The following is an 18,643-nucleotide window of genomic DNA, read 5'->3' as shown; positions in this document are numbered from 1 at the left end:
TGACAATAGCGATAGAGCACAGTAATAAATGTGATCTGTCTAGTTTTTTTGTAATAACAGCTCGATAAAGGTCGGGAAGCGAATATTATTTTCTTTGTAAAGAAAAGCTGTTATCAACTCAGTAAATTAAACCAAGTGAGGCAAAATTGGAGGGCGATACGCAGGAGCTATATCAGGCGGGAAATAGTTAATATTGGCTAGAGCAATCTTTTGAGTTCTAGCCATTTGACTGTTTGTTTGCAAAGGAGAAAATAAGGTGAAATATGTTGCATGACATTGGCAATCTAAACACAAATCAACAAGTTTACTATGTTGATGTTGTTCTTGAAGAGAATGGGATTTCCAATCGTCTATACCGCATTGATCATCTAAAACGGTTTCAGTGATCTGTAGCTGCAAGTGTGCGTGGGTATCACCTTCTATTTGATGTTCTGTTTCATGAATTTGGTGTGCGCCAACATTTGCCATAGCCAATTGCAATAGCATGATTATTGTAATCAATGTTGAGGTTATTACTCGCAACAGATTCATCGACTCTTATCAAAATTCATACTTAATGCTACAGAATCTTGAAAGGTAATGAAAGAGGTTAATTGAGGTAGGTTCTTGTATGCACATAAGCCTGCTCATTCGTTTAGAAATAGCTCTTGATTGTGTCAGGCCATCATCATTCGTGGTGGGTAATTGGCAGATTTAACTGGAATCCAACAAATTTGAAAAAATAAAAAACCGCTTAAATTCAGCGGTTTTTTATTAAATATGGAGGTATATGTTACCTACTCCACATTTTGGATCTGCTCACGCATCTGCTCTATAAGTACTTTCAATTCTACTGCAGCTGCCGTAACTTCTGAGCTGATAGATTTAGACGCTAGCGTATTCGATTCACGATTAAACTCCTGCATCATAAAGTCTAAACGACGGCCTTGAGCACCACCTTTTTTCAGAATGCGGCGAGTTTCAGCAACGTGGGCATCAAGTCTGTCCATTTCTTCGGCCACATCTTGTTTTTGGGCAAGTAACACCATTTCTTGCTCTATGCGTGCAGGGTCAAGTTCGCCTTGAATTTCATCTAAACGATTTTGTAATTTTTCACGTTGCCATTGCATAACATGGGGCATGTGCTCACGGACGATAGCGACTTGCTCTTCTATGGCCACTAAACGAGTTTCAAGCATGCCTTTAATGGCTTCACCTTCGCGAGAACGAGCTTCAATGAATTGTTCAATGGCACTATCAAAAGCTGTAAGTAACTCTTTGCCGACAAGATCCATATCTTGTTCATTCGTCGCTAGTAGTCCAGGCCATTTCATCAATTCAACTAAATCCAACTCACCTTGACCGGCTTGTTGCTTGAGCTGGTTAGCGGTATCAATAAGTTGAGTGGCCAGTTCATTATTAATGGTCAATTCATTTGACGATGAGTCAGATAAATCATAACGTAAATTTACCTCAACCTTACCTCGGTTTAGACGTTTACGAAGACGATCTCTCAGTACTGGCTCTAAGCTACGGAATTGCTCAGGTAAACGAAGGTATGTTTCAAGGTAGCGTTGGTTGACTGAGCGGATTTCCCATGAGGCGTTGCCCCAATCTGCTTTATGCTCGATACGAGCGTAAGCCGTCATACTTTGGATCATGTTAAAGCCTTTTGTTCATTTCGATGGCGCCAGTATAGCAAATATTATTTTGTTTTTTGATGTTCTAAATTGAACTGAAATTGTCGCTTTATTGGTCTTAAGTATTGAGCCTCAAAATGATATTAACTTTAATGAGGCGAGTTAAGATAACTTGAATTACGGGAGTTGTTATGCGTGGAAATGTGTTTGATAAAACTCAAAATGCGCTTTTTGGCGATATAAGCCCTGATGCGAGACGAGTGCAACTAGTCGAAATGGCTGATGCCAGACAAGGCGTACTGTATTTTTTGGCGAATTTGGAAATGGCGGATTCACCAAAACCTCCATCAGTAATTAATTCTGCGTTACAAGGTATGTTTGGTAAAACGGCTGCGCTGGAAGATTTAGCCGCTGTATCAGGCAAAGTAGTCAACACAACGACTGCAGGGCAGGTACTTACTGCTGGTTGTGCTGATGCCATGGAATATGCGCATAAAATCGATCGCATGATATCCGACTTTTGTGTTCAAGTTCTTGAAAAGTTAGTGTCGTATTTTAGTCGTTTTAGTTCCGCTGTCGCCGACAAACTAAAAGCGTTGTCGCCTACGGTGCTCACTCAAGTTGTCACTCAATCTATCAGCCAGTTAATTGGTCAAATCCCGGGTTGGCACTATGTGAAATCAGCCTGCATGATCTATGAGGCAGGCAGAAGAGCCGTGGTTGAGACATTTAACCTAATTTCTCAACTTTGGAGTGGCTATGATGTTGATTTACTCAATGGGCATCCTTCTGTCATTGCAAATGCACTTGCTCGCCATTCGTTAGCAGCGGCCACAAGCGGTGCGCGTGACGCACTCATTCAAGGGACGGTTGTTGGATTAAAAGCGGCGGCGGACGCTGTCGGCATGGCTGGCACAATCGTCAGTATTTTAAATAGTGTGTTTTTTGCGATTTGGAACTTTATCGAAAAATTAGCTCAAAAGTATTTTGTGAATAAAGCGTTGAAGGAAGCAGCAGCAGACTGGGCAATTCGTGAGTCGTCGGTCTCGATGATTTTTGATCATAAACGTTTCTCACAATGGTTTAGGAAGGCTGTGATCCCTGCACCTATACTCGCCGCACTGGTAATAAATTCCGGTGTTGCAGCGCATCCATACCGTTTTTTACAGCTGTTGTCTGATGAAGGTGTTACCTCTCCAGCTGAGTTTGCAAAGGGTGAACAACACATTGAGAAACTGAAAGGGATAAGTAAAAGTTATTTAGATAAGTATATGGCCGGATATGAAGTGACTTTTCATGGAAAGGATGCTTATGTTAGTTCGATCATCAACAATATAGTACGTGGTGTGAATAAGCCAACATCTCCGCATTTGCTTGAATTAGCTTACCGAACTCATGCTAAAAAAGTGACGAATGAAGAGGGTGAAGAAGAGTGGGTGTTAGCTTATGAAGATGGCACTATGGTGAGTTAGACCAACTAAAAAAGCGTATCTAAGATTTTTAGATGGACGGGCATAGCATCGGCTATGTATTGAGATTATAATAGCCGCAATTTTTTAAGCCTTTTCAAAAGGAAGATGCTATGCGTCCTAGCGATCGAACTCCAGCTCAAACCCGTCCAATTACAATCACTCGTAACTTTACGGCTCATGCTGAAGGTTCCGTTTTAGTGGAATTTGGTGAGACAAAAGTGCTGTGTACTGCAAGTTTTACTGAAGGTGTCCCTCGTTTTCTTAAAGGACAAGGCCAAGGTTGGGTAACTGCTGAATATGGCATGCTTCCTCGTTCTACTCATTCGAGAATGGATCGTGAAGCTGCTCGCGGTAAGCAGTCAGGACGTACCCAAGAAATTCAACGCTTAATTGGTCGTAGCTTGCGTGCCTGTGTGGATATGAAGTCGTTGGGTGAGAATACAATTGTAATCGATTGCGATGTGATTCAAGCAGACGGCGGTACACGTACAGCGTCGATCACAGGTGCTTGTGTTGCACTGGTTGACGCATTAAATCATGCTCGCAGCAAAGGGATCATCAAAACTAATCCACTTAAGTTTTTAATTGCTGCTGTAAGTGTGGGTATTTATAAAGGTGAGCCAATCAGTGATCTTGAGTATCTAGAAGACAGTGAAGCTGAAACCGATATGAATGTGGTGATGACAGAAACTGGCAAGATGATCGAGGTTCAAGGTACTGCAGAAGGTGAGCCATTCAGCCATGAAGAGTTGCTTGAAATGCTCAGCTTAGCGAAAAACAGCATTCGTGAAATTGTCGATACTCAGAAAGCAGCATTAAATTAATTATCAAAATGCTCGCATCCTTGAGCCTAAAATACCGTCTACTTTAGGCGGTATTTTTGTAAAGAATGTGGGCGTTTTTTCTGTACCCAAAAAATAAAAACGGATAACAAATGAAAGCTTATCAAAAAGAATTTATTGAATTTGCGCTTGAACGTAATGTGCTACGTTTTGGTGAGTTTACCTTAAAGTCTGGACGAACTAGCCCTTATTTCTTTAATGCTGGCTTGTTTAATACTGGCGGTGATTTAGCTAAATTAGGTCGATTTTATGCAGCGGCACTCGTGGATTCGGGGATTGATTATGATCTAGTTTTCGGCCCAGCTTATAAAGGTATTCCTATCGCTACTACAACTACGGTAGCACTGGCTGAACATCATGATATTGATACGCCATATTGTTTTAATCGCAAAGAAAAGAAAGATCATGGTGAGGGTGGTTCATTAGTTGGCAGTGAGCTACAAGGCAAAGTTATGCTGGTGGATGATGTCATTACTGCTGGTACAGCGATTCGAGAATCGATGGAAATCATTAAAGCCAATGGTGCCGAATTATCCGGTGTATTAATTGCTCTTGATCGCCAAGAAAAAGGGAAAGGCGAGTTATCAGCAATTCAAGAAGTAGAGCGTGATTTTGGTTGTGGAGTAATTTCTATTGTCACTTTAGGTGATTTGTTGGCTTATCTTGAACAGAAGCCTGGGATGGAGACCGAGCTTGCGGCCGTGTCAGCTTATCGTGAACAATATGGGATCTGATTAATTAAAAATCCGCTCTAAATGATATTAGAGCGGATTTCATTGCGTTTGATTTTAGAACTTGTAGCTTGCTTGTACGCCTAACAGCAATACATCACCGCTTGCTCCACCGTTGAAGTGGACGGTAGCTAAACCAGCAATATCTTGCTCTTCATTGATTGGCGCATCACCGTGTGACTTAATATAAGTCGCACTGAAATCTAAGGTTAGATCTGAGCTTGCCTGATAACCTGCACCCACTGAATACCATAAACGATCAGAGTCTGGAATTGTCGTAGTACGATATTCATCGCTTACTGCAGTTTTATCTAACGCAACACCTGCGCGAGCAACCCACTGGTTATTAATTTGGTAAGTACCACCAATGGCGTAACGCCAGTTATCTTTGAAGTTTTCTTCTTTCAATAACTGGTTATTGACTGGTGTTGGAACACCATCAACAAGTTCAACAGGCTTTTCATTTGGGAAGAAAGCGCGTAACTCTTTAAATTTGCTCCACTCTGTCCAGTTAATGCTAGTGTGCAGTGCAAATTTGTCTGTTAATTGGTGGTAAGTTGAAAATTCAGCAAATGCTGGTAGTTCTAATGGTAGTTCACCGTCGAATGACGCTTGCTTACCTTCAGCATTGCGATACAACGCACCAGAAGCTTTACCCTCAAGATCAAACTTAACACCTGAGTGATAAGCTAAACCAAAACGAGTACTTTCATTGAGTTTATAAGTTGTACCAATTTGCCAGCCGAAGGCTACATCATCGCCTTCTAGTGCTTTAAGGCTTGTACCTGCTGATGGTAAGCGTGCTGCAATTTCTTGTGGCAGACCAGCTTTAATTGGCTCAATCCAGCCTGGCATTGAAGCATTCAGTTCGCCTTCACCATAAACAATGCGTACACCGCCACCAATAGAGAATCTTTCGTTCACTTTGTAAGCGATATTCGGGTTGAATTCTACAGTCTTAACAGATGTATGTTGACCGAATAGAGCTGCAGCATGAGTAGCACTAACTTCAGTTGCTAAACCATAGTTCGAGTTAACTGCAATACCCCAAGTCAATTGGTCATTTAATTGATTTGAGTAATAGAAGTTAGGCACCGCAGCGTTATCAGCAACGTCAGTCGCACCCGCTGGAAGCGTAATCGGAACTGGAAGAAGTGCTGAGTCAATTGTTACGCTACCAGGAACGTCAACATTTGGCATTACATAAATAACACCAGTCGAAATTTGACGACCTTTTAATTCAGTTAAAAGTGCAGCGTTACGGCCTTGAGCTGAGGCATTGTCTGCAATTGCAGCTTCACCAGCGAAGGCGCGGCCCATTCCTGTTGCAGAATATTCAGCAAGTTGGAAACCTGCTGCATGAACTTGAGCTGTTGAAGCACAAAGAGCTGCAATAGCAGCGCTTAAAATACGTTTTTTCATTTTTTATTCTCTATTTTGCTACTACTTGCTGTGTAATACATTTCAACAAAAGCTGAAATTACAACGACAAGATAGAGTAAACATTCAATTAGCAGTGCGGAGTTTACTTACCCAAATGCGCATTGCAATAGTTAATGTGACTTTGTTCAAGTTTATTATTCTAAAAATACCCAGGTAATTCGTATGTCATTCTGATTGTTGGTTTTATTTGATGTTAAGACGTATCTCAGTATTCACTTAGGCAGGTGTGATTGTTACAATGTTGACCGATTGAACGTGATGTCAGGTGTTTTTTTACATTTTCGTCGATAGATTTAGTTGCTAACAAGTTGAATAAAGATGGAGTAAAAATAGAAATGGATTTTAGGTGGTTATTGTTAGCACTCTCGCTGTTTATTCCCCATGTTTTTGCTTCGCCCATGAAGGATATGGATGAGCTTGTTCCTTTGGTTTATCAATACCCAGCTCAAGCAGCAAAAAAAATAGAGTTGCTGAATACATCTAAATATACCTTTCGTGAAACTTTACGTTTGCAGTTAATCCGTTGTGAGCTGCTCAATCAAAATGGGGATGGTCAAGCCGCTCTGAATTTAGCCCAGTTAGCGATCGCTCAGGCTAAATCAAATAATTTAGAAGAAGCACTTTCTTATTTCTACATTTGTATGGCGGACGCTTATTCTTTGGTCGGTCAATATAATCATACTTTTACTCTTCTTGATGATGCAATTTCTCATTCAAAGGAATTCAATCAGTTACAAGCATTGGTCAATGCATTAAGAATTCGAGCTCAATACGACACTGAGTTTGAAGACTTCAGTTCGGCAATCGAAGATTTACGTCTAGCTGTTGATATTTATCCAAAGCAATTTACTCAAGAACATAATTGGTTTTGGGCGCCGCAAGCTTATATTTACGCAACAATGGCAAATATGTTTTTTGCGTCAAACGAACTTGATTTAAGTATAAAACATATAAATACCGCTTTAGATGCGGACGATGCTATAGGGATTGTCAGGCACTTTACTTTGTTGAGTGCTGCAAGATTAAATTTTAATGCTGGTAATAAGAAGCAAAGCAAAGCTTTTCTAGAGGAAGCGAAAACAGCTTTAGTTGATATTGAATCCGAAGAGATGTTTGCTGTAAGTCAGGCAATTATAGGTTCTTTAGAGTTTGATAATGGAAACATCAGAGAAGCTGAATCATTAATTTCAGACTCTATTCGAATTTTCTCAAAACTTTATAAAGTTACTCATGAAATGAGGGCTAATAAAGTTTTAGCTAACATTAAGTTTAAATTGGGCAAAGATTCTGAGGCAATAAGTCTCTCTAGATTAGCGATTGAACAAGCAATAAATTTAAAACAACCATCAGACTTACAAATACTGTATGGGAACTTAGAAAAATACTATATATCTCAAGACAATCCTCAAAAAGCGTACGAAAACCTTAAACTCGCTTATGAAGCGGGTAACCAAGCGAATAAAGAACTCAATAGCGCTCGTTTTATTCAATATAAAGCCCGTTTAGATAGACAGGCTTCAATCAATAGCCAACAAAAACAACTTATTTCAACTAAAGCACAACCTCAACCAGAAATGTACCGAGCATTCAAATTAGTTTTCTTTGTGTTTGGAATGCTGGGCATTTGTATCTTTTTTGTGATTTTTCAAACGAAACGTCAAGCTAAACGTGAGAAAGCGTTAGCGCAACAGGAATTGCCGATTAACCAAGAGCTTAATCAACTGTTAATTTCGGCAAAAAAACAGTCATCTCCATTATCTTTGCTCTTGGTTAATATTGAGAAGTTGGATTTAACTCAGTTTGAGACACTTCAACAAGGTATTGATGATGTTGTTAGAGAGTCCGATATCGTAACCCAGTATTCATCTTCTGAGTTAGTTGTCATATTACCTAATACAACCAATGCTGGCGCCCAAAAAGTCGTTGCTAACTTGTATCGTCACATTAAGCAGGTGACACATCGAGATCACATCTTTGGTATGGCGTCGATGCAGCAGTTTGATCAAATTGAACAATTGATAAAAAGGGCTAACTTCGATCGTTTAACTCAACTGAAAAACCGTGAGATCAGAACGTCAAAATTTGATGACGTTCAAGCAGCCAATAAATGATTCATCAGTTTTCAATTAAGTATTGATTAATCGTTTCAATAAATTCATTACCAAAGCGTTCTAACTTACGCTCTCCAACACCGTTAATGGCTAAGAATTCATGTTTATCTGTCGGGGTTTGCGCAGCCATTTCAGCTAACGTTGCATCGCTGAAGACTAAGTAAGGCGGTATTTCTAATTCATCTGCGAGCTTACGTCTTAATGACTTCAATTTTGCAAATAATTGTCGGTCATAATGTTGCGGGGTTCGTGAGTTACCTTTGGATTTACGAGTCGGTACCGTTAACTGCATTCTTGGTACTGCAAGTTGCAATGGGTGCTCACCCATTAACACAGTTCGAGCTTGTGGGTTTAGGCGTACTGACGAACCACGAGTGACATCTTGTGTCGCAAGCCCCAGGTGTATTAATTGACGACAAACACTCAGCCAATGCTCATGGGACTTATCTTTACCAATGCCCCACGTTGATAACTTATTATGTCCACGCTCTACGACCAAATTATTCTGAGAGCCTCTCAGTACGTCGATTAAATAATTGAGTCCATAACTCTGTTTTATGCGATATATGCAAGATAAGACCTTCTGTGCGTCTTCTAGACCATCATACTGCTTAGGTGGGTCAAGACAAATATCACAGTTACCACAAGGTTCGTTAGCTGGTTCATCAAAGTAGTGGAGTAATACTTGACGGCGACAAGTTTGTGCTTCCGCGAAGGCCGCCATAGAATTAAGTTTGTGTAACTCAACTCGTTGTTGTTCATTTGATTCTGACTGTTCGATTAAATGTCTTACTCGGCCAATATCCGCTGGATCATATAACAGCAGTGCTTCTGCCTCTAACCCATCACGTCCAGCTCGGCCAGTTTCTTGATAATAAGACTCGACACTTTTTGGAATATCATAATGCACGACGAACCGAACGTTTGATTTATTGATACCCATACCAAAAGCCACAGTAGCAACCACAACATCAATGTGATCTTTTAAAAACTCATCTTGAACATTTGCGCGCTCTTCTTGTGTTTTCCCTGCATGATAAGCTTTGGCATTAATGCCTTGCATGACTAAGCGCTCGGCGACTTCATCAACTCGTTTACGACTTGTGCAATAAACGATGCCACTTTGACCTTGCTGCTCATTGACAAACTTTCTGAGCTGCTGAGCCGCATTAAGCTTTTCAACAACGGTATAACGAATGTTTGGTCTGTCGAAGCTGGATAGCCATTTAAACGGTGTGATGTTTAGACGCTCACAAATACTTTCTCTTGTGGCGTAGTCTGCAGTCGCTGTCAGCGCCATCATTGGAATATTCGGAAAGTGCTGTTTGAGTTTTCCTAGTTGTGCATATTCGGGTCTAAAATCATGTCCCCATTGACTGATGCAGTGAGCCTCATCAATAGCAAATAGGCTGATATTGGTGTCCTTCAGACGCTCAATGAAATCACCATAGAGTAAGCGCTCTGGTGAAACATAAAGAAGCTTTAATTCACCAAAAAATAACTGACGAAGTATTGATGAGCTTTGCTCTCTTGATTGTGATGAATTTAGATAAGCGGCAGCAACACCTTGTTGGATTAAGCTATCTACTTGGTCTTTCATCAACGAGATAAGTGGAGACACAACAATCGTAACACCAGGCAACAACATGGCTGGAAGTTGATAGCAAATACTCTTACCACCCCCAGTTGGCATAATAGATAGCGTATCGCTACCCTGTAAGCATTGTTCAATCACCTCGCGTTGACCATGACGAAAATCTCGATAACCAAAAACTTGAGCTAAGCACTGGAGCAATGAATCTTGTGGAGTTTGGTTATCGAAAGCCTGCATTAGCGACTGCCTTGTAGCCAGAAGTGAAAGCCGATCATTTTATGTTGTGCCTTAACGATAAGCAATCTATTGTAAGGTGTTGGTGATAAGTTTCTTGAAAATTAAGGTGTTTAGATTAAATGCGATATGAGGCGCATTGTAGGTCGCAGTACCGGAGTGTTAACCTTAATTACAACGCTACGAAGTGCTAAAGGTGTACATCAACAAATGTTAGAAAAGCGATGATCTGATATTTAAAAATCTAATTCAGTATTTTTGTGATTATGATTGTGCAAAATACGGCTTATCAATACAATTGCGCACTTTACCATTTAAAGACCAAAAATATGCCAGAAAACGAACACCAAAAGGGCGTGATGCTTGCTATTTGTGCCTATACCATGTGGGGCATAGCACCGCTTTATTTTAAATTACTTGAGCCAGTACCAGCGCCAGAAATTTTATTGCATCGAGTTATTTGGTCATTCGTATTTATGATTGGTTTACTGGGCCTTACTCGTGGCTTTAGCTCGGTAAAAGCATTAATTGAAAAAAAGAAACAATTGGCCGTATTGGGTGTCACCTCAGTATTAATTGCCTTTAATTGGTTATTATTTATTTGGGCTGTAAATAATGAACATATGCTTGATGCCAGTTTAGGCTACTTCATTAATCCGCTATTTAATGTCGTACTTGGCTTAGTTTTTTTGAGTGAACGATTAAGTCGATTGCAATGGTTTGCTGTTGCATTGGCGTTCAGTGGCGTTGTGGTTCAGCTCATTTCTTTTGGTTCTATCCCAATTGTATCTTTAGCCCTAGCCGGTTCGTTTAGCATTTATGGTTTATTGCGTAAAAAAGCAAAAGTAGATGCTCAAACGGGCTTATTGGTCGAAACAGCACTGCTTATTCCTGTCGCCATTTTGTATGTGGTGTATTTGGTGCAGTCAGGTCAGAATGATTTAATGTCCTATGAATTAGACATTAACTTATTGCTTTTGCTGGCAGGGGTTGTCACTTCAATACCTTTATTATGCTTTGCTGGTGCAGCTATTCGTATTCCGCTTTCAATGTTAGGTTTCTTTCAATATATTGGTCCAAGCTTGATGTTTATTTTGGCGACCATGATGTTCAATGAACCGTTTGGCTTAGAGAAGGCCGTTACATTTGGCTTTATTTGGGCAGCCTTAATCGTATTTACGGCAGATATGTGGATTCAACGACGCGGGCGTTTAACAATAAAAAACTCATCTTCTTGATGAGTTTTTTTGTCATATCAATCCATTCAAGGTATCTGCTTTAATTTGGATAATGCTTGTTGCGGATGATCAACGCTGAATATCAGTACGAGGTTTTCCTTTGTAGGCAATACAATCACCTTGGTGGAATCGGTAACAGAAAGCAATGCCTTCGTTGTGCCGTGGTATGGTTGTTCTAATTGAAAGTATCCAAGTTGATAACCCGGTAAACCAATTCCGTTCTGGCGAAATTTAATCTTAAAATCGTCGTTTTGAGTTAAGTCGACGATTTGAGCATTGCCAATATCTAACGCTCTTAGTGGTATTGATTTGCTGTAAAGTGGTACATCGAATGCAAGGCTACTTTCACTGATTTCAATATCGGCTTTGAAGCTGTGAATAAAAACATAGCACAAGCTACCAAAGATCACGGCAAGAAGGGTTAACCATAAATATTTAAACCAACCCAATGCATTACGGCCCTTAGAAAGTACAATTAACAATAGAGCAAGAATGGCAATGAACCACCACAAACCTGTGGTGTGCAAGTCTGAGAGTGGGATACGAAAGGCGTCCATATTCACAGTCCTTTGTGAAAGCTTTCCTCTAACCTAGCTTTCGAGACATAATATGTCAAATTAATTTAGCGCAAAAAAAAAGCCCCGACATGCGGAGCTTTTTATTCTACAAAAAGTAAAATTACTTAATTTTAGCTTCTTTGTAGATAACATGCTTACGAACAACAGGATCAAATTTCTTGATTTCCATTTTCTCTGGCATGTTACGCTTGTTCTTCTCAGTAGTATAGAAGTGACCAGTCTTAGCACTAGATACTAGCTTGATCTTTTCGCGATTACCTTTAGATTTAGCCATTTTCTATTATACCTTCTCACCACGGGCACGCATTTCAGTAACAACTACTTCGATGCCCTTCTTATCGATGATACGCATACCTTTAGTAGAAACACGTAGCTTAACAAAACGCTTTTCTGATTCTAACCAAAAGCGGTGGCTTTGTAGGTTAGGTAAAAAGCGACGACGGGTCGCGTTCTTTGCGTGCGAACGGTTGTTACCAACCATTGGACGCTTGCCAGTTACTTGGCATACTCTTGACATGTCAATCTTCTCCAAAACAATTTTTAACGCTCGAGCATTAATGTACCTCGTATGGCCGTCGCCCGAGGCACAAAGAGGGCGCATTTTATACACGATTCATAGGGTGAGATCAAGCAAAATCTTTAATTAATCCATCCTCTTTCTGCGAAAGATACGATGTCCCTATCGCCTACAACCAAGTGGTCAAGTACATTTACCTCTATGGTTTCTAAGGCTTTTTGTATTCTCGATGTAATGCTTTTATCCGCCTGACTGGGTTCTGCCACGCCAGAGGGATGGTTGTGACATAAAATCACTGCTGCTGCGTTTTTATTGAGCACCAGTTCAACCAACTCTCTTGGATAAACCGATGCGCTATTTATTGTGCCACGGAATAACTCAATAAATTGAATCACTCGATGCTGAGAATCCAGCATCAAAACCGCAAACACTTCGTAATTCCGATCCGCTAACTGCTGAGTTAAATAATCACGAGTAATATCGGGATTGGTCAGCACAGGACCTCGATGCAAGTTTTCTTTGGCTAACCGTCTTGAAAGTTCGGCTGCAGCTTGCAACTGCGCATATTTTACAGGTCCAATCCCAGGAAGTCGACAGATCTGTTTCGAAGATGCTGATAATAATGCTCTTAAACTGCCAAAAGTGTTAATTAACTCTCTTGCAAGGTCGACAGCATTGAGCTGCTTACTGCCATTTCTGAGTAAAACGGCGAGAACTTCGGCATCAGATAACCGCTCTGCGCCGTATTGAATGAGTTTTTCTCTTGGGCCCTCTCCGTCAGGCCATTCACTGATTGCCATTTTCATCCTTGAAATAACAAAATAAGTAAGGCCACTGTAACAAAATTTTGATGGTAGGCAATAACCTCTAAACTGGCTTTATGGTATGGTTAAGACAATAGATTTTTAATTATTAAGAGTGAAACACAAAGTGACGCTGGCAAATAAGAAGATTTTACTTGGCATTTGTGGTGGCATCGCAGCTTATAAAAGTGCTGATTTAGTGAGGAAACTGAAAGAGCAAGGTGCTGATGTTCGTGTGGTAATGAGCCAAAGTGCAAAGGAGTTTATTACCCCTTTAACCTTACAAGCATTGTCTGGTTATCCCGTTGCTGATAGTTTGCTCGATCCAACGGCTGAAGCCGCCATGGGGCATATTGAGTTAGCGAGATGGGCAGATTTAGTGATCATTGCACCAGCGACGGCCAATTTTATTGCTCGACTACGTGCTGGAATGGCTGATGAATTGATCACTACCCTTTGTGTGGCGACTGAATCACCGATTGCTATTTGTCCTGCGATGAACCAGCAGATGTATCAGTATCCGGCAACACAAGAAAACATTACCGCTCTTGCACAACGAGGTCATCAAATGTGGGGGCCTGATTCTGGTTCACAAGCCTGTGGCGAAGTCGGTCTAGGAAGAATGCTAGAACCATTAGACATTGTGGCCAGAGCCCAAAATTTTCTTGCTGGTGATGAGCAAAAGCCATTAAAAGGCAAAAAACTAATGCTCACGGCTGGACCAACACGAGAAGCCATTGACCCTGTGAGATATATCACTAATCATAGTTCAGGGAAAATGGGTTTTGCTTTAGCTGAAACTGCAGTAGAACTGGGGGCAGAAGTCACATTGGTTAGCGGCCCGGTTAACCTATCAACGCCTACAAGTGTGAAACGAGTTGATGTCGTTTCTGCAGAAGAAATGCTGAGCAGTGTTCTTGGTTTGATTGAATCACAAGATATATTTATTGGGTGTGCGGCCGTTGCTGATTACAAAATTGCGCAAATGGCTAAAGAAAAAATCAAGAAGAACGATGAGAATATGCAGCTTGCGCTCACTCGAAATCCTGATATCTTAGCCACCGTTGCCAAACGCAATAACAAACCTTTTACAGTTGGGTTTGCTGCGGAAACCAATAATCTCGTTGAGTATGCCAGAAGTAAATTAGAACGTAAGAACCTTGATATGATTGCAGCAAACGATGTTTCTGTTGTAGGTCAGGGATTTAATGCTGATGATAATGCGCTGCACGTTTTTTGGTCTGAAGGTTCTCAACATTTACCAACAACAAATAAGAAAACATTGGCAAAACAATTATTACTGCTCATTGCCGAGAGAATGAACCAATAATGAAAACACCTATCGAATTAAAAATATTAGATTCACGAATTGGCAGTGAATTTCCTTTGCCTGAATACGCGACTGTTGGCAGTGCGGGGATGGATTTAAGAGCCATGCTTGATACTGATGTCACCATAGAACCTGGCGAAACTCGTCTCATTCCAACGGGTATCGCCATACATGTTGCCGATCCAAGTTTGGCTGCTGTGATTTTGCCTCGTTCAGGTTTAGGGCATAAGAAAGGCATTGTGCTGGGTAATTTGGTTGGATTAATTGACTCTGATTACCAAGGCCAGTTAATGGTGTCTTGTTGGAACCGTAGCGCAGAGCCATTTTCAATGACCATTGGTGAACGTTTAGCACAATTGGTGTTTGTTCCCGTTGTTCAAGCTGAATTTAAATTGGTTGATGAATTTAATAGTTCAGATCGAGGCGAAGGTGGTTTTGGTCATTCAGGGACCAAGTAACTCGGAAATAGAAGAACAATAAAAAAATAAAGGAATTTCTTATGACGGCCACTAAGAAAAAAAGCCGTAAAGAGCACATTCTACAATGTTTAGCTCATATGCTAGAAACCAATCCTGGTCAGCGTATTACCACAGCAAAGTTAGCTGCTGAAGTGGGCGTTTCTGAAGCTGCACTTTATCGTCACTTTCCCAGCAAAGCTCGTATGTTTGAAGGTTTGATTGAATTTATTGAGGAGTCGATTTTGACTCGGATTAATTTAATCATGGACGAAGAAAAAGATACCATGCGTCGTTGCCAGTTAGCGTTGCAATTATTATTGATGTTTGCTGAGCGAAACCCTGGTATTTCTCGGGTATTAAGCGGTGATGCCTTATTAGGTGAAAATGAACGCCTACGCGGTCGTATTAACAACTTATTTTCTAAGATTGAAACCTTGCTTAAGCAAATTTTGCGTGAAAAAACCTTGCGTGAAGGCAAAGGGTTTAACCTTGATGAAGCAACGTTGGCCAATTTATTATTAGCGATAGCTGAAGGTCGAATTGCTCAGTTTGTTCGCAGTGAGTTCAAACAAAAGCCAACAAAACACTTCACAGAACAATGGCAATTTGTGCAACAGCAATTGTTGCAGAGTTAATAGCTAAATTTAGCGAACAATTTGGCTCACAGTTAGTGAGCCATTTTTTATTCTTGTTAATAATATGTATAATGATGTGGGTTGAAATATACATATTAATAACAAGGATGTGAGATGAAAAAACTCATTACCACACTGTGCGCTTCAGCATTATTCAGTTCTTTTACCTTTGCTGAACTCCCTAAGAACATCGATAAGCAGATAGAACTCTTCACTAAACCTTACGAATTTTCTGATGTAAAAATTTCTCCAAATGGTACTTATTTAAGTATCGTGATGAATGAGAATAACATCAGGCGTCTGTTGTTTTTAGATACGAAAACCATGAAACCGACGTATGTTGTGCGTTTTTCTGGTGATGAAGAAATTGGTAGTTATACGTGGGTTAACGATAAACGTGTAGCGATTGAAAAAGTGTATAACAGAGGGTGGCAAGAAGAACCTGTTTCCTATGGAGAAATTTTTACCATCAATGCCAATGGTAAAAGGCCTTTATATTTGTTCGGGCAATTAAATAATACCCAACAGACGGGGAGCCAAATTAAAAAAAATACTGCAATCAGGGCGATAGGCCAGATTCAGCATGGTTTACCTGGTGACGATAAACATGTATTAGTGCATGCGACACCAATTGGTAATGGCTCTGCAGGGTTTATGACAAGAAATAAGCCTCTGTTGTACAAAGTTAATGTATACAATGGCCGAAGAAAGAAAGTTGTTGGTTCACCTATACCTGCAGCAGGTTTTATTTTAGATAAAGATAAAATGCCAGCTTTTGTAGTTGGCACCAATGAACAAAATAAAATAGAGATTTATCAGCATCGTGATGACGAATGGGTCAGCATTGATCACATTCAAGGGACACTGAATGATTTTAGGGTCTTAGGTTATGCTGAAAGTAAGGATTATATTTATGCTGAAGGTTTGGCAGACGGGAAAACCCAAGCACTTTACAAGGTAAATATCAAAACGGGTGAACGTAAAAAAATAACCTCTAACGAAAATGTTGATCCTTTGAAGTATTGGCAAGATTCGGAAACGAATGAACTGTTTGCTGTAGAGTTCGAAGATGGTTATCCAGAATATGTTTTTGTTAATAAAGCAAACCCTAATACTAAGGCGCTGAAAGCTTTATTAGAGGCTTTACCGGGTCATCAATTACGATTGGTAAGCAAAACATTAGATAATTCAAAACAAATCATTTTAGCTTTCAATGATAGGAATGATGGCGATTATTATTTGTTTGACTCAAAAAAGAATAATATCGCTAAGATTGCATCACATCGTTCGTGGCTAGATCCGAATGACTTAGCGGATGTTAAGCCTGTCAAATTCAAAAGCCGAGATGGGTTAACGATTCATGGTTATATTACCATGCCTTATGGGGTTGAACAAAAAAATCTACCTTTAGTTGTTAATCCACATGGCGGCCCCATAGCTCGTGACTATTGGCAGTATAACCCACAAGCACAACTTTTAGCTGCCAATGGTATTGCTACACTGCAAGTTAACTTTAGAGGCTCAGCAGGCTATGGTTTAGCCTTTAAGGAAGCTGGTTATTTAAATTGGGGAACAAAAACCCAATATGACATTATTGATGGTGTGAAGTATGTCATTGATCAGGGCTGGGTAAATAAAGACAAAGTTTGCATTGAGGGTGGTAGCTTTGGCGCATATTCAGCATTGCAAAGTGCAGTGATTGAACCTGATATGTTTAAGTGTGCAATTGGTGTTGCGGGCGTTTATGATTTACCTCTGATGAAAGAGGAAGGGGATATTCCTTCATTTAATTTTGGTGAAGCCTACCTCGCTGAAGTGTTAGGAGGTGACATAAATACGATGAAACAAATGTCACCAGCATATAATGCTAAAAAATTGAAAGCTCGTATTCTCTTGGTTCATGGTGAAAGAGATGAGAGAACGCCTATTGAGCAGTATGAATCGATGACTGAAGCGTTAGATAAAGCGGGTTACCCATACGATAAAATGATTTTCGATAAAGAGGGACATGGTTTTTACAACCCAGAGAATCAAGCTAAGTATTACAAAAAAATGCTTTCCTTTGTCAAAGAAAACCTAAAACTGTAACTCTCCCTTTCTCACTAAAGAATGCACTGTTCTCATAGAGTACAGTGCATTTGTCTTTTTGATGTTTTTTTAATCTCACAAATAAACCAAAACTGGATTGTCGGAGTATATATTCTGAGGTATCCTTGCCAGCTTTTCTGAGTATTTTGGTTGGTTATTTGATTTTGTTAATCTGGCATTAACCATTAGCCTCTATACTTGAGAGAGAAATTGATTTGAATGCTTTTGTGAGAACTCTATGACTGAATTAGCCGTAAAAATAGAAACACCTGTGCTTAGTGATGCAGCCATTAAAGTTCGTGATGCTTTAATTGAAAGCGGACTTGAGACGCCGATGGTAGAGTGCCATTTATCGAAAGGGCAGCGCAAACAGCAAATTGAGCAGCACATGAGAGAGATTTTAAATCTGCTTTCATTAGATTTAACCGATGATAGTTTAGCTGATACACCGAAGCGTATTGCGAAAATGTACATCGATGAAATTTTTTCAGGGTTGGATTATTCTAATTTTCCGAAAATCACAAATATCGAAAATAAGATGAACATGGACGAGATGATTAAAGTGCAAGACATTAGTCTTACTAGTACTTGTGAGCATCATCTGGTGACCATTGATGGTGTAGCCTCTGTGGCTTACATTCCACGCAAAAAAATCATTGGTTTATCTAAAATTAATCGTATTGTTCGCTTTTTTGCCCAACGTCCTCAAGTACAAGAACGCTTGACTCAACAAGTTTTGGTTGCGTTGCAAGCGATTCTTGAGACGAATGATGTTGCAGTTAAAATGGATGCAACACACTATTGCGTAAAAGCTCGTGGCGTCATGGATGCTACGAGTAAAACCAGTACTACAGCCTTGGGCGGCATTTTTAAATCAGACCATGCTTCAAGAGCTGAATTTCTTGCACATGCCTAAACCAGAGTTATTAATTAGTAAGCCTCGCATTAGC

At 40.1% G+C, this 18,643-nt stretch carries 18 protein-coding genes; 10 read left to right on the top strand and 8 right to left on the bottom strand.

Annotated elements, in window-relative coordinates; all coding sequences use genetic code 11:
* Positions 1-126: 126 nt before the first annotated feature.
* Positions 127-468, bottom strand: a complete 342-nt coding sequence (locus tag AC1EU2_RS11565) for a hypothetical protein (RefSeq protein WP_480298431.1) — start codon at positions 466-468, stop codon at positions 127-129.
* Positions 469-776: 308 nt separating this feature from the next.
* Positions 777-1,640 carry a YicC/YloC family endoribonuclease gene (locus AC1EU2_RS11560; RefSeq protein WP_480298430.1) on the bottom strand — a complete coding sequence of 288 codons (864 nt, stop codon included), beginning with the start codon at positions 1,638-1,640 and terminating at the stop codon, positions 777-779.
* 170 nt (positions 1,641-1,810) lie between these two features.
* Between AC1EU2_RS11560 and AC1EU2_RS11555 the strand changes: the two genes are divergently transcribed.
* From AC1EU2_RS11555 to pyrE, 3 genes are all read left to right on the top strand, one after another.
* Positions 1,811-3,091 carry a hypothetical protein gene (locus AC1EU2_RS11555; RefSeq protein WP_480298429.1) on the top strand — a complete coding sequence of 427 codons (1,281 nt, stop codon included), beginning with the start codon at positions 1,811-1,813 and terminating at the stop codon, positions 3,089-3,091.
* Positions 3,092-3,201: 110 nt separating this feature from the next.
* The gene (rph, locus tag AC1EU2_RS11550; RefSeq protein ID WP_480298428.1) at positions 3,202-3,915 is read left to right on the top strand and encodes a ribonuclease PH; all 714 of its coding nucleotides are present in this window, start codon (positions 3,202-3,204) and stop codon (positions 3,913-3,915) included.
* Positions 3,916-4,025: 110 nt separating this feature from the next.
* Positions 4,026-4,667 carry an orotate phosphoribosyltransferase gene (gene pyrE, locus AC1EU2_RS11545; RefSeq protein WP_480298427.1) on the top strand — a complete coding sequence of 214 codons (642 nt, stop codon included), beginning with the start codon at positions 4,026-4,028 and terminating at the stop codon, positions 4,665-4,667.
* A 54-nt stretch (positions 4,668-4,721) separates the two neighbouring features.
* Here the strand turns inward: pyrE and AC1EU2_RS11540 are convergent, their stop codons facing one another.
* Positions 4,722-6,086, bottom strand: a complete 1,365-nt coding sequence (locus AC1EU2_RS11540) for an outer membrane protein transport protein (RefSeq protein WP_480298426.1) — start codon at positions 6,084-6,086, stop codon at positions 4,722-4,724.
* Positions 6,087-6,442: 356 nt separating this feature from the next.
* Here AC1EU2_RS11540 and AC1EU2_RS11535 point away from each other — a divergent pair, with 356 nt between their 5' ends.
* Positions 6,443-8,218 carry a diguanylate cyclase domain-containing protein gene (locus AC1EU2_RS11535; protein WP_480298425.1) on the top strand — a complete coding sequence of 592 codons (1,776 nt, stop codon included), beginning with the start codon at positions 6,443-6,445 and terminating at the stop codon, positions 8,216-8,218.
* Positions 8,219-8,222: 4 nt separating this feature from the next.
* Here AC1EU2_RS11535 and recQ read toward each other — a convergent pair whose 3' ends face one another.
* Positions 8,223-10,049, bottom strand: coding sequence for a DNA helicase RecQ (gene recQ / locus AC1EU2_RS11530; protein ID WP_480298424.1), 1,827 nt, complete (start codon positions 10,047-10,049; stop codon positions 8,223-8,225).
* Between the two features lie 326 nt (positions 10,050-10,375).
* Between recQ and rarD the strand changes: the two genes are divergently transcribed.
* Positions 10,376-11,284: an EamA family transporter RarD gene (rarD, locus tag AC1EU2_RS11525; protein WP_480298423.1), complete on the top strand. Its 909-nt coding sequence runs from the start codon at positions 10,376-10,378 to the stop codon at positions 11,282-11,284.
* Positions 11,285-11,310: 26 nt separating this feature from the next.
* Here the strand turns inward: rarD and AC1EU2_RS11520 are convergent, their stop codons facing one another.
* The 4 genes from AC1EU2_RS11520 to radC all read right to left on the bottom strand — a co-directional run bounded on the left by AC1EU2_RS11520 (position 11,311) and on the right by radC (position 13,179).
* The gene (locus tag AC1EU2_RS11520) at positions 11,311-11,841 is read right to left on the bottom strand and encodes a PH domain-containing protein (RefSeq protein ID WP_480298422.1); all 531 of its coding nucleotides are present in this window, start codon (positions 11,839-11,841) and stop codon (positions 11,311-11,313) included.
* Positions 11,842-11,962: 121 nt separating this feature from the next.
* A complete protein-coding gene (gene rpmG, locus AC1EU2_RS11515) occupies positions 11,963-12,136 on the bottom strand; it encodes a 50S ribosomal protein L33 (protein WP_129945129.1) in 174 nt (57 codons plus the stop codon).
* A gap of 6 nt (positions 12,137-12,142) precedes the next feature.
* On the bottom strand, positions 12,143-12,379 hold the full coding sequence (gene rpmB / locus AC1EU2_RS11510) for a 50S ribosomal protein L28 (protein ID WP_129945130.1): 237 nt from the start codon (positions 12,377-12,379) through the stop codon (positions 12,143-12,145).
* Between the two features lie 122 nt (positions 12,380-12,501).
* Positions 12,502-13,179 carry a RadC family protein gene (radC, locus tag AC1EU2_RS11505; protein WP_480298421.1) on the bottom strand — a complete coding sequence of 226 codons (678 nt, stop codon included), beginning with the start codon at positions 13,177-13,179 and terminating at the stop codon, positions 12,502-12,504.
* A gap of 130 nt (positions 13,180-13,309) precedes the next feature.
* Here radC and coaBC point away from each other — a divergent pair, with 130 nt between their 5' ends.
* From coaBC to folE, 5 genes are all read left to right on the top strand, one after another.
* On the top strand, positions 13,310-14,512 hold the full coding sequence (gene coaBC, locus AC1EU2_RS11500) for a bifunctional phosphopantothenoylcysteine decarboxylase/phosphopantothenate--cysteine ligase CoaBC (protein ID WP_480298420.1): 1,203 nt from the start codon (positions 13,310-13,312) through the stop codon (positions 14,510-14,512).
* A complete protein-coding gene (gene dut, locus AC1EU2_RS11495; protein ID WP_480298419.1) occupies positions 14,512-14,970 on the top strand; it encodes a dUTP diphosphatase in 459 nt (152 codons plus the stop codon). Before coaBC ends, dut begins: the two co-directional genes overlap by 1 nt.
* Positions 14,971-15,011: 41 nt before the next feature.
* Complete coding sequence (gene slmA, locus AC1EU2_RS11490) at positions 15,012-15,605, top strand: nucleoid occlusion factor SlmA (protein WP_480298418.1); 594 nt, start codon at positions 15,012-15,014, stop codon at positions 15,603-15,605.
* A gap of 114 nt (positions 15,606-15,719) precedes the next feature.
* Positions 15,720-17,693, top strand: a complete 1,974-nt coding sequence (locus AC1EU2_RS11485) for an alpha/beta hydrolase family protein (protein WP_480298417.1) — start codon at positions 15,720-15,722, stop codon at positions 17,691-17,693.
* A 238-nt stretch (positions 17,694-17,931) separates the two neighbouring features.
* Positions 17,932-18,609, top strand: coding sequence for a GTP cyclohydrolase I FolE (gene folE / locus AC1EU2_RS11480; RefSeq protein ID WP_129945136.1), 678 nt, complete (start codon positions 17,932-17,934; stop codon positions 18,607-18,609).
* Positions 18,610-18,643 lie beyond the last annotated feature (34 nt).

It is taken from the genome of Parashewanella sp. 2304DJ23-3 (genome assembly GCF_056591695.1).
Note: the sequence above shows the minus strand (reverse complement) of the source record. Positions and strands in the feature narration are given on the sequence as shown.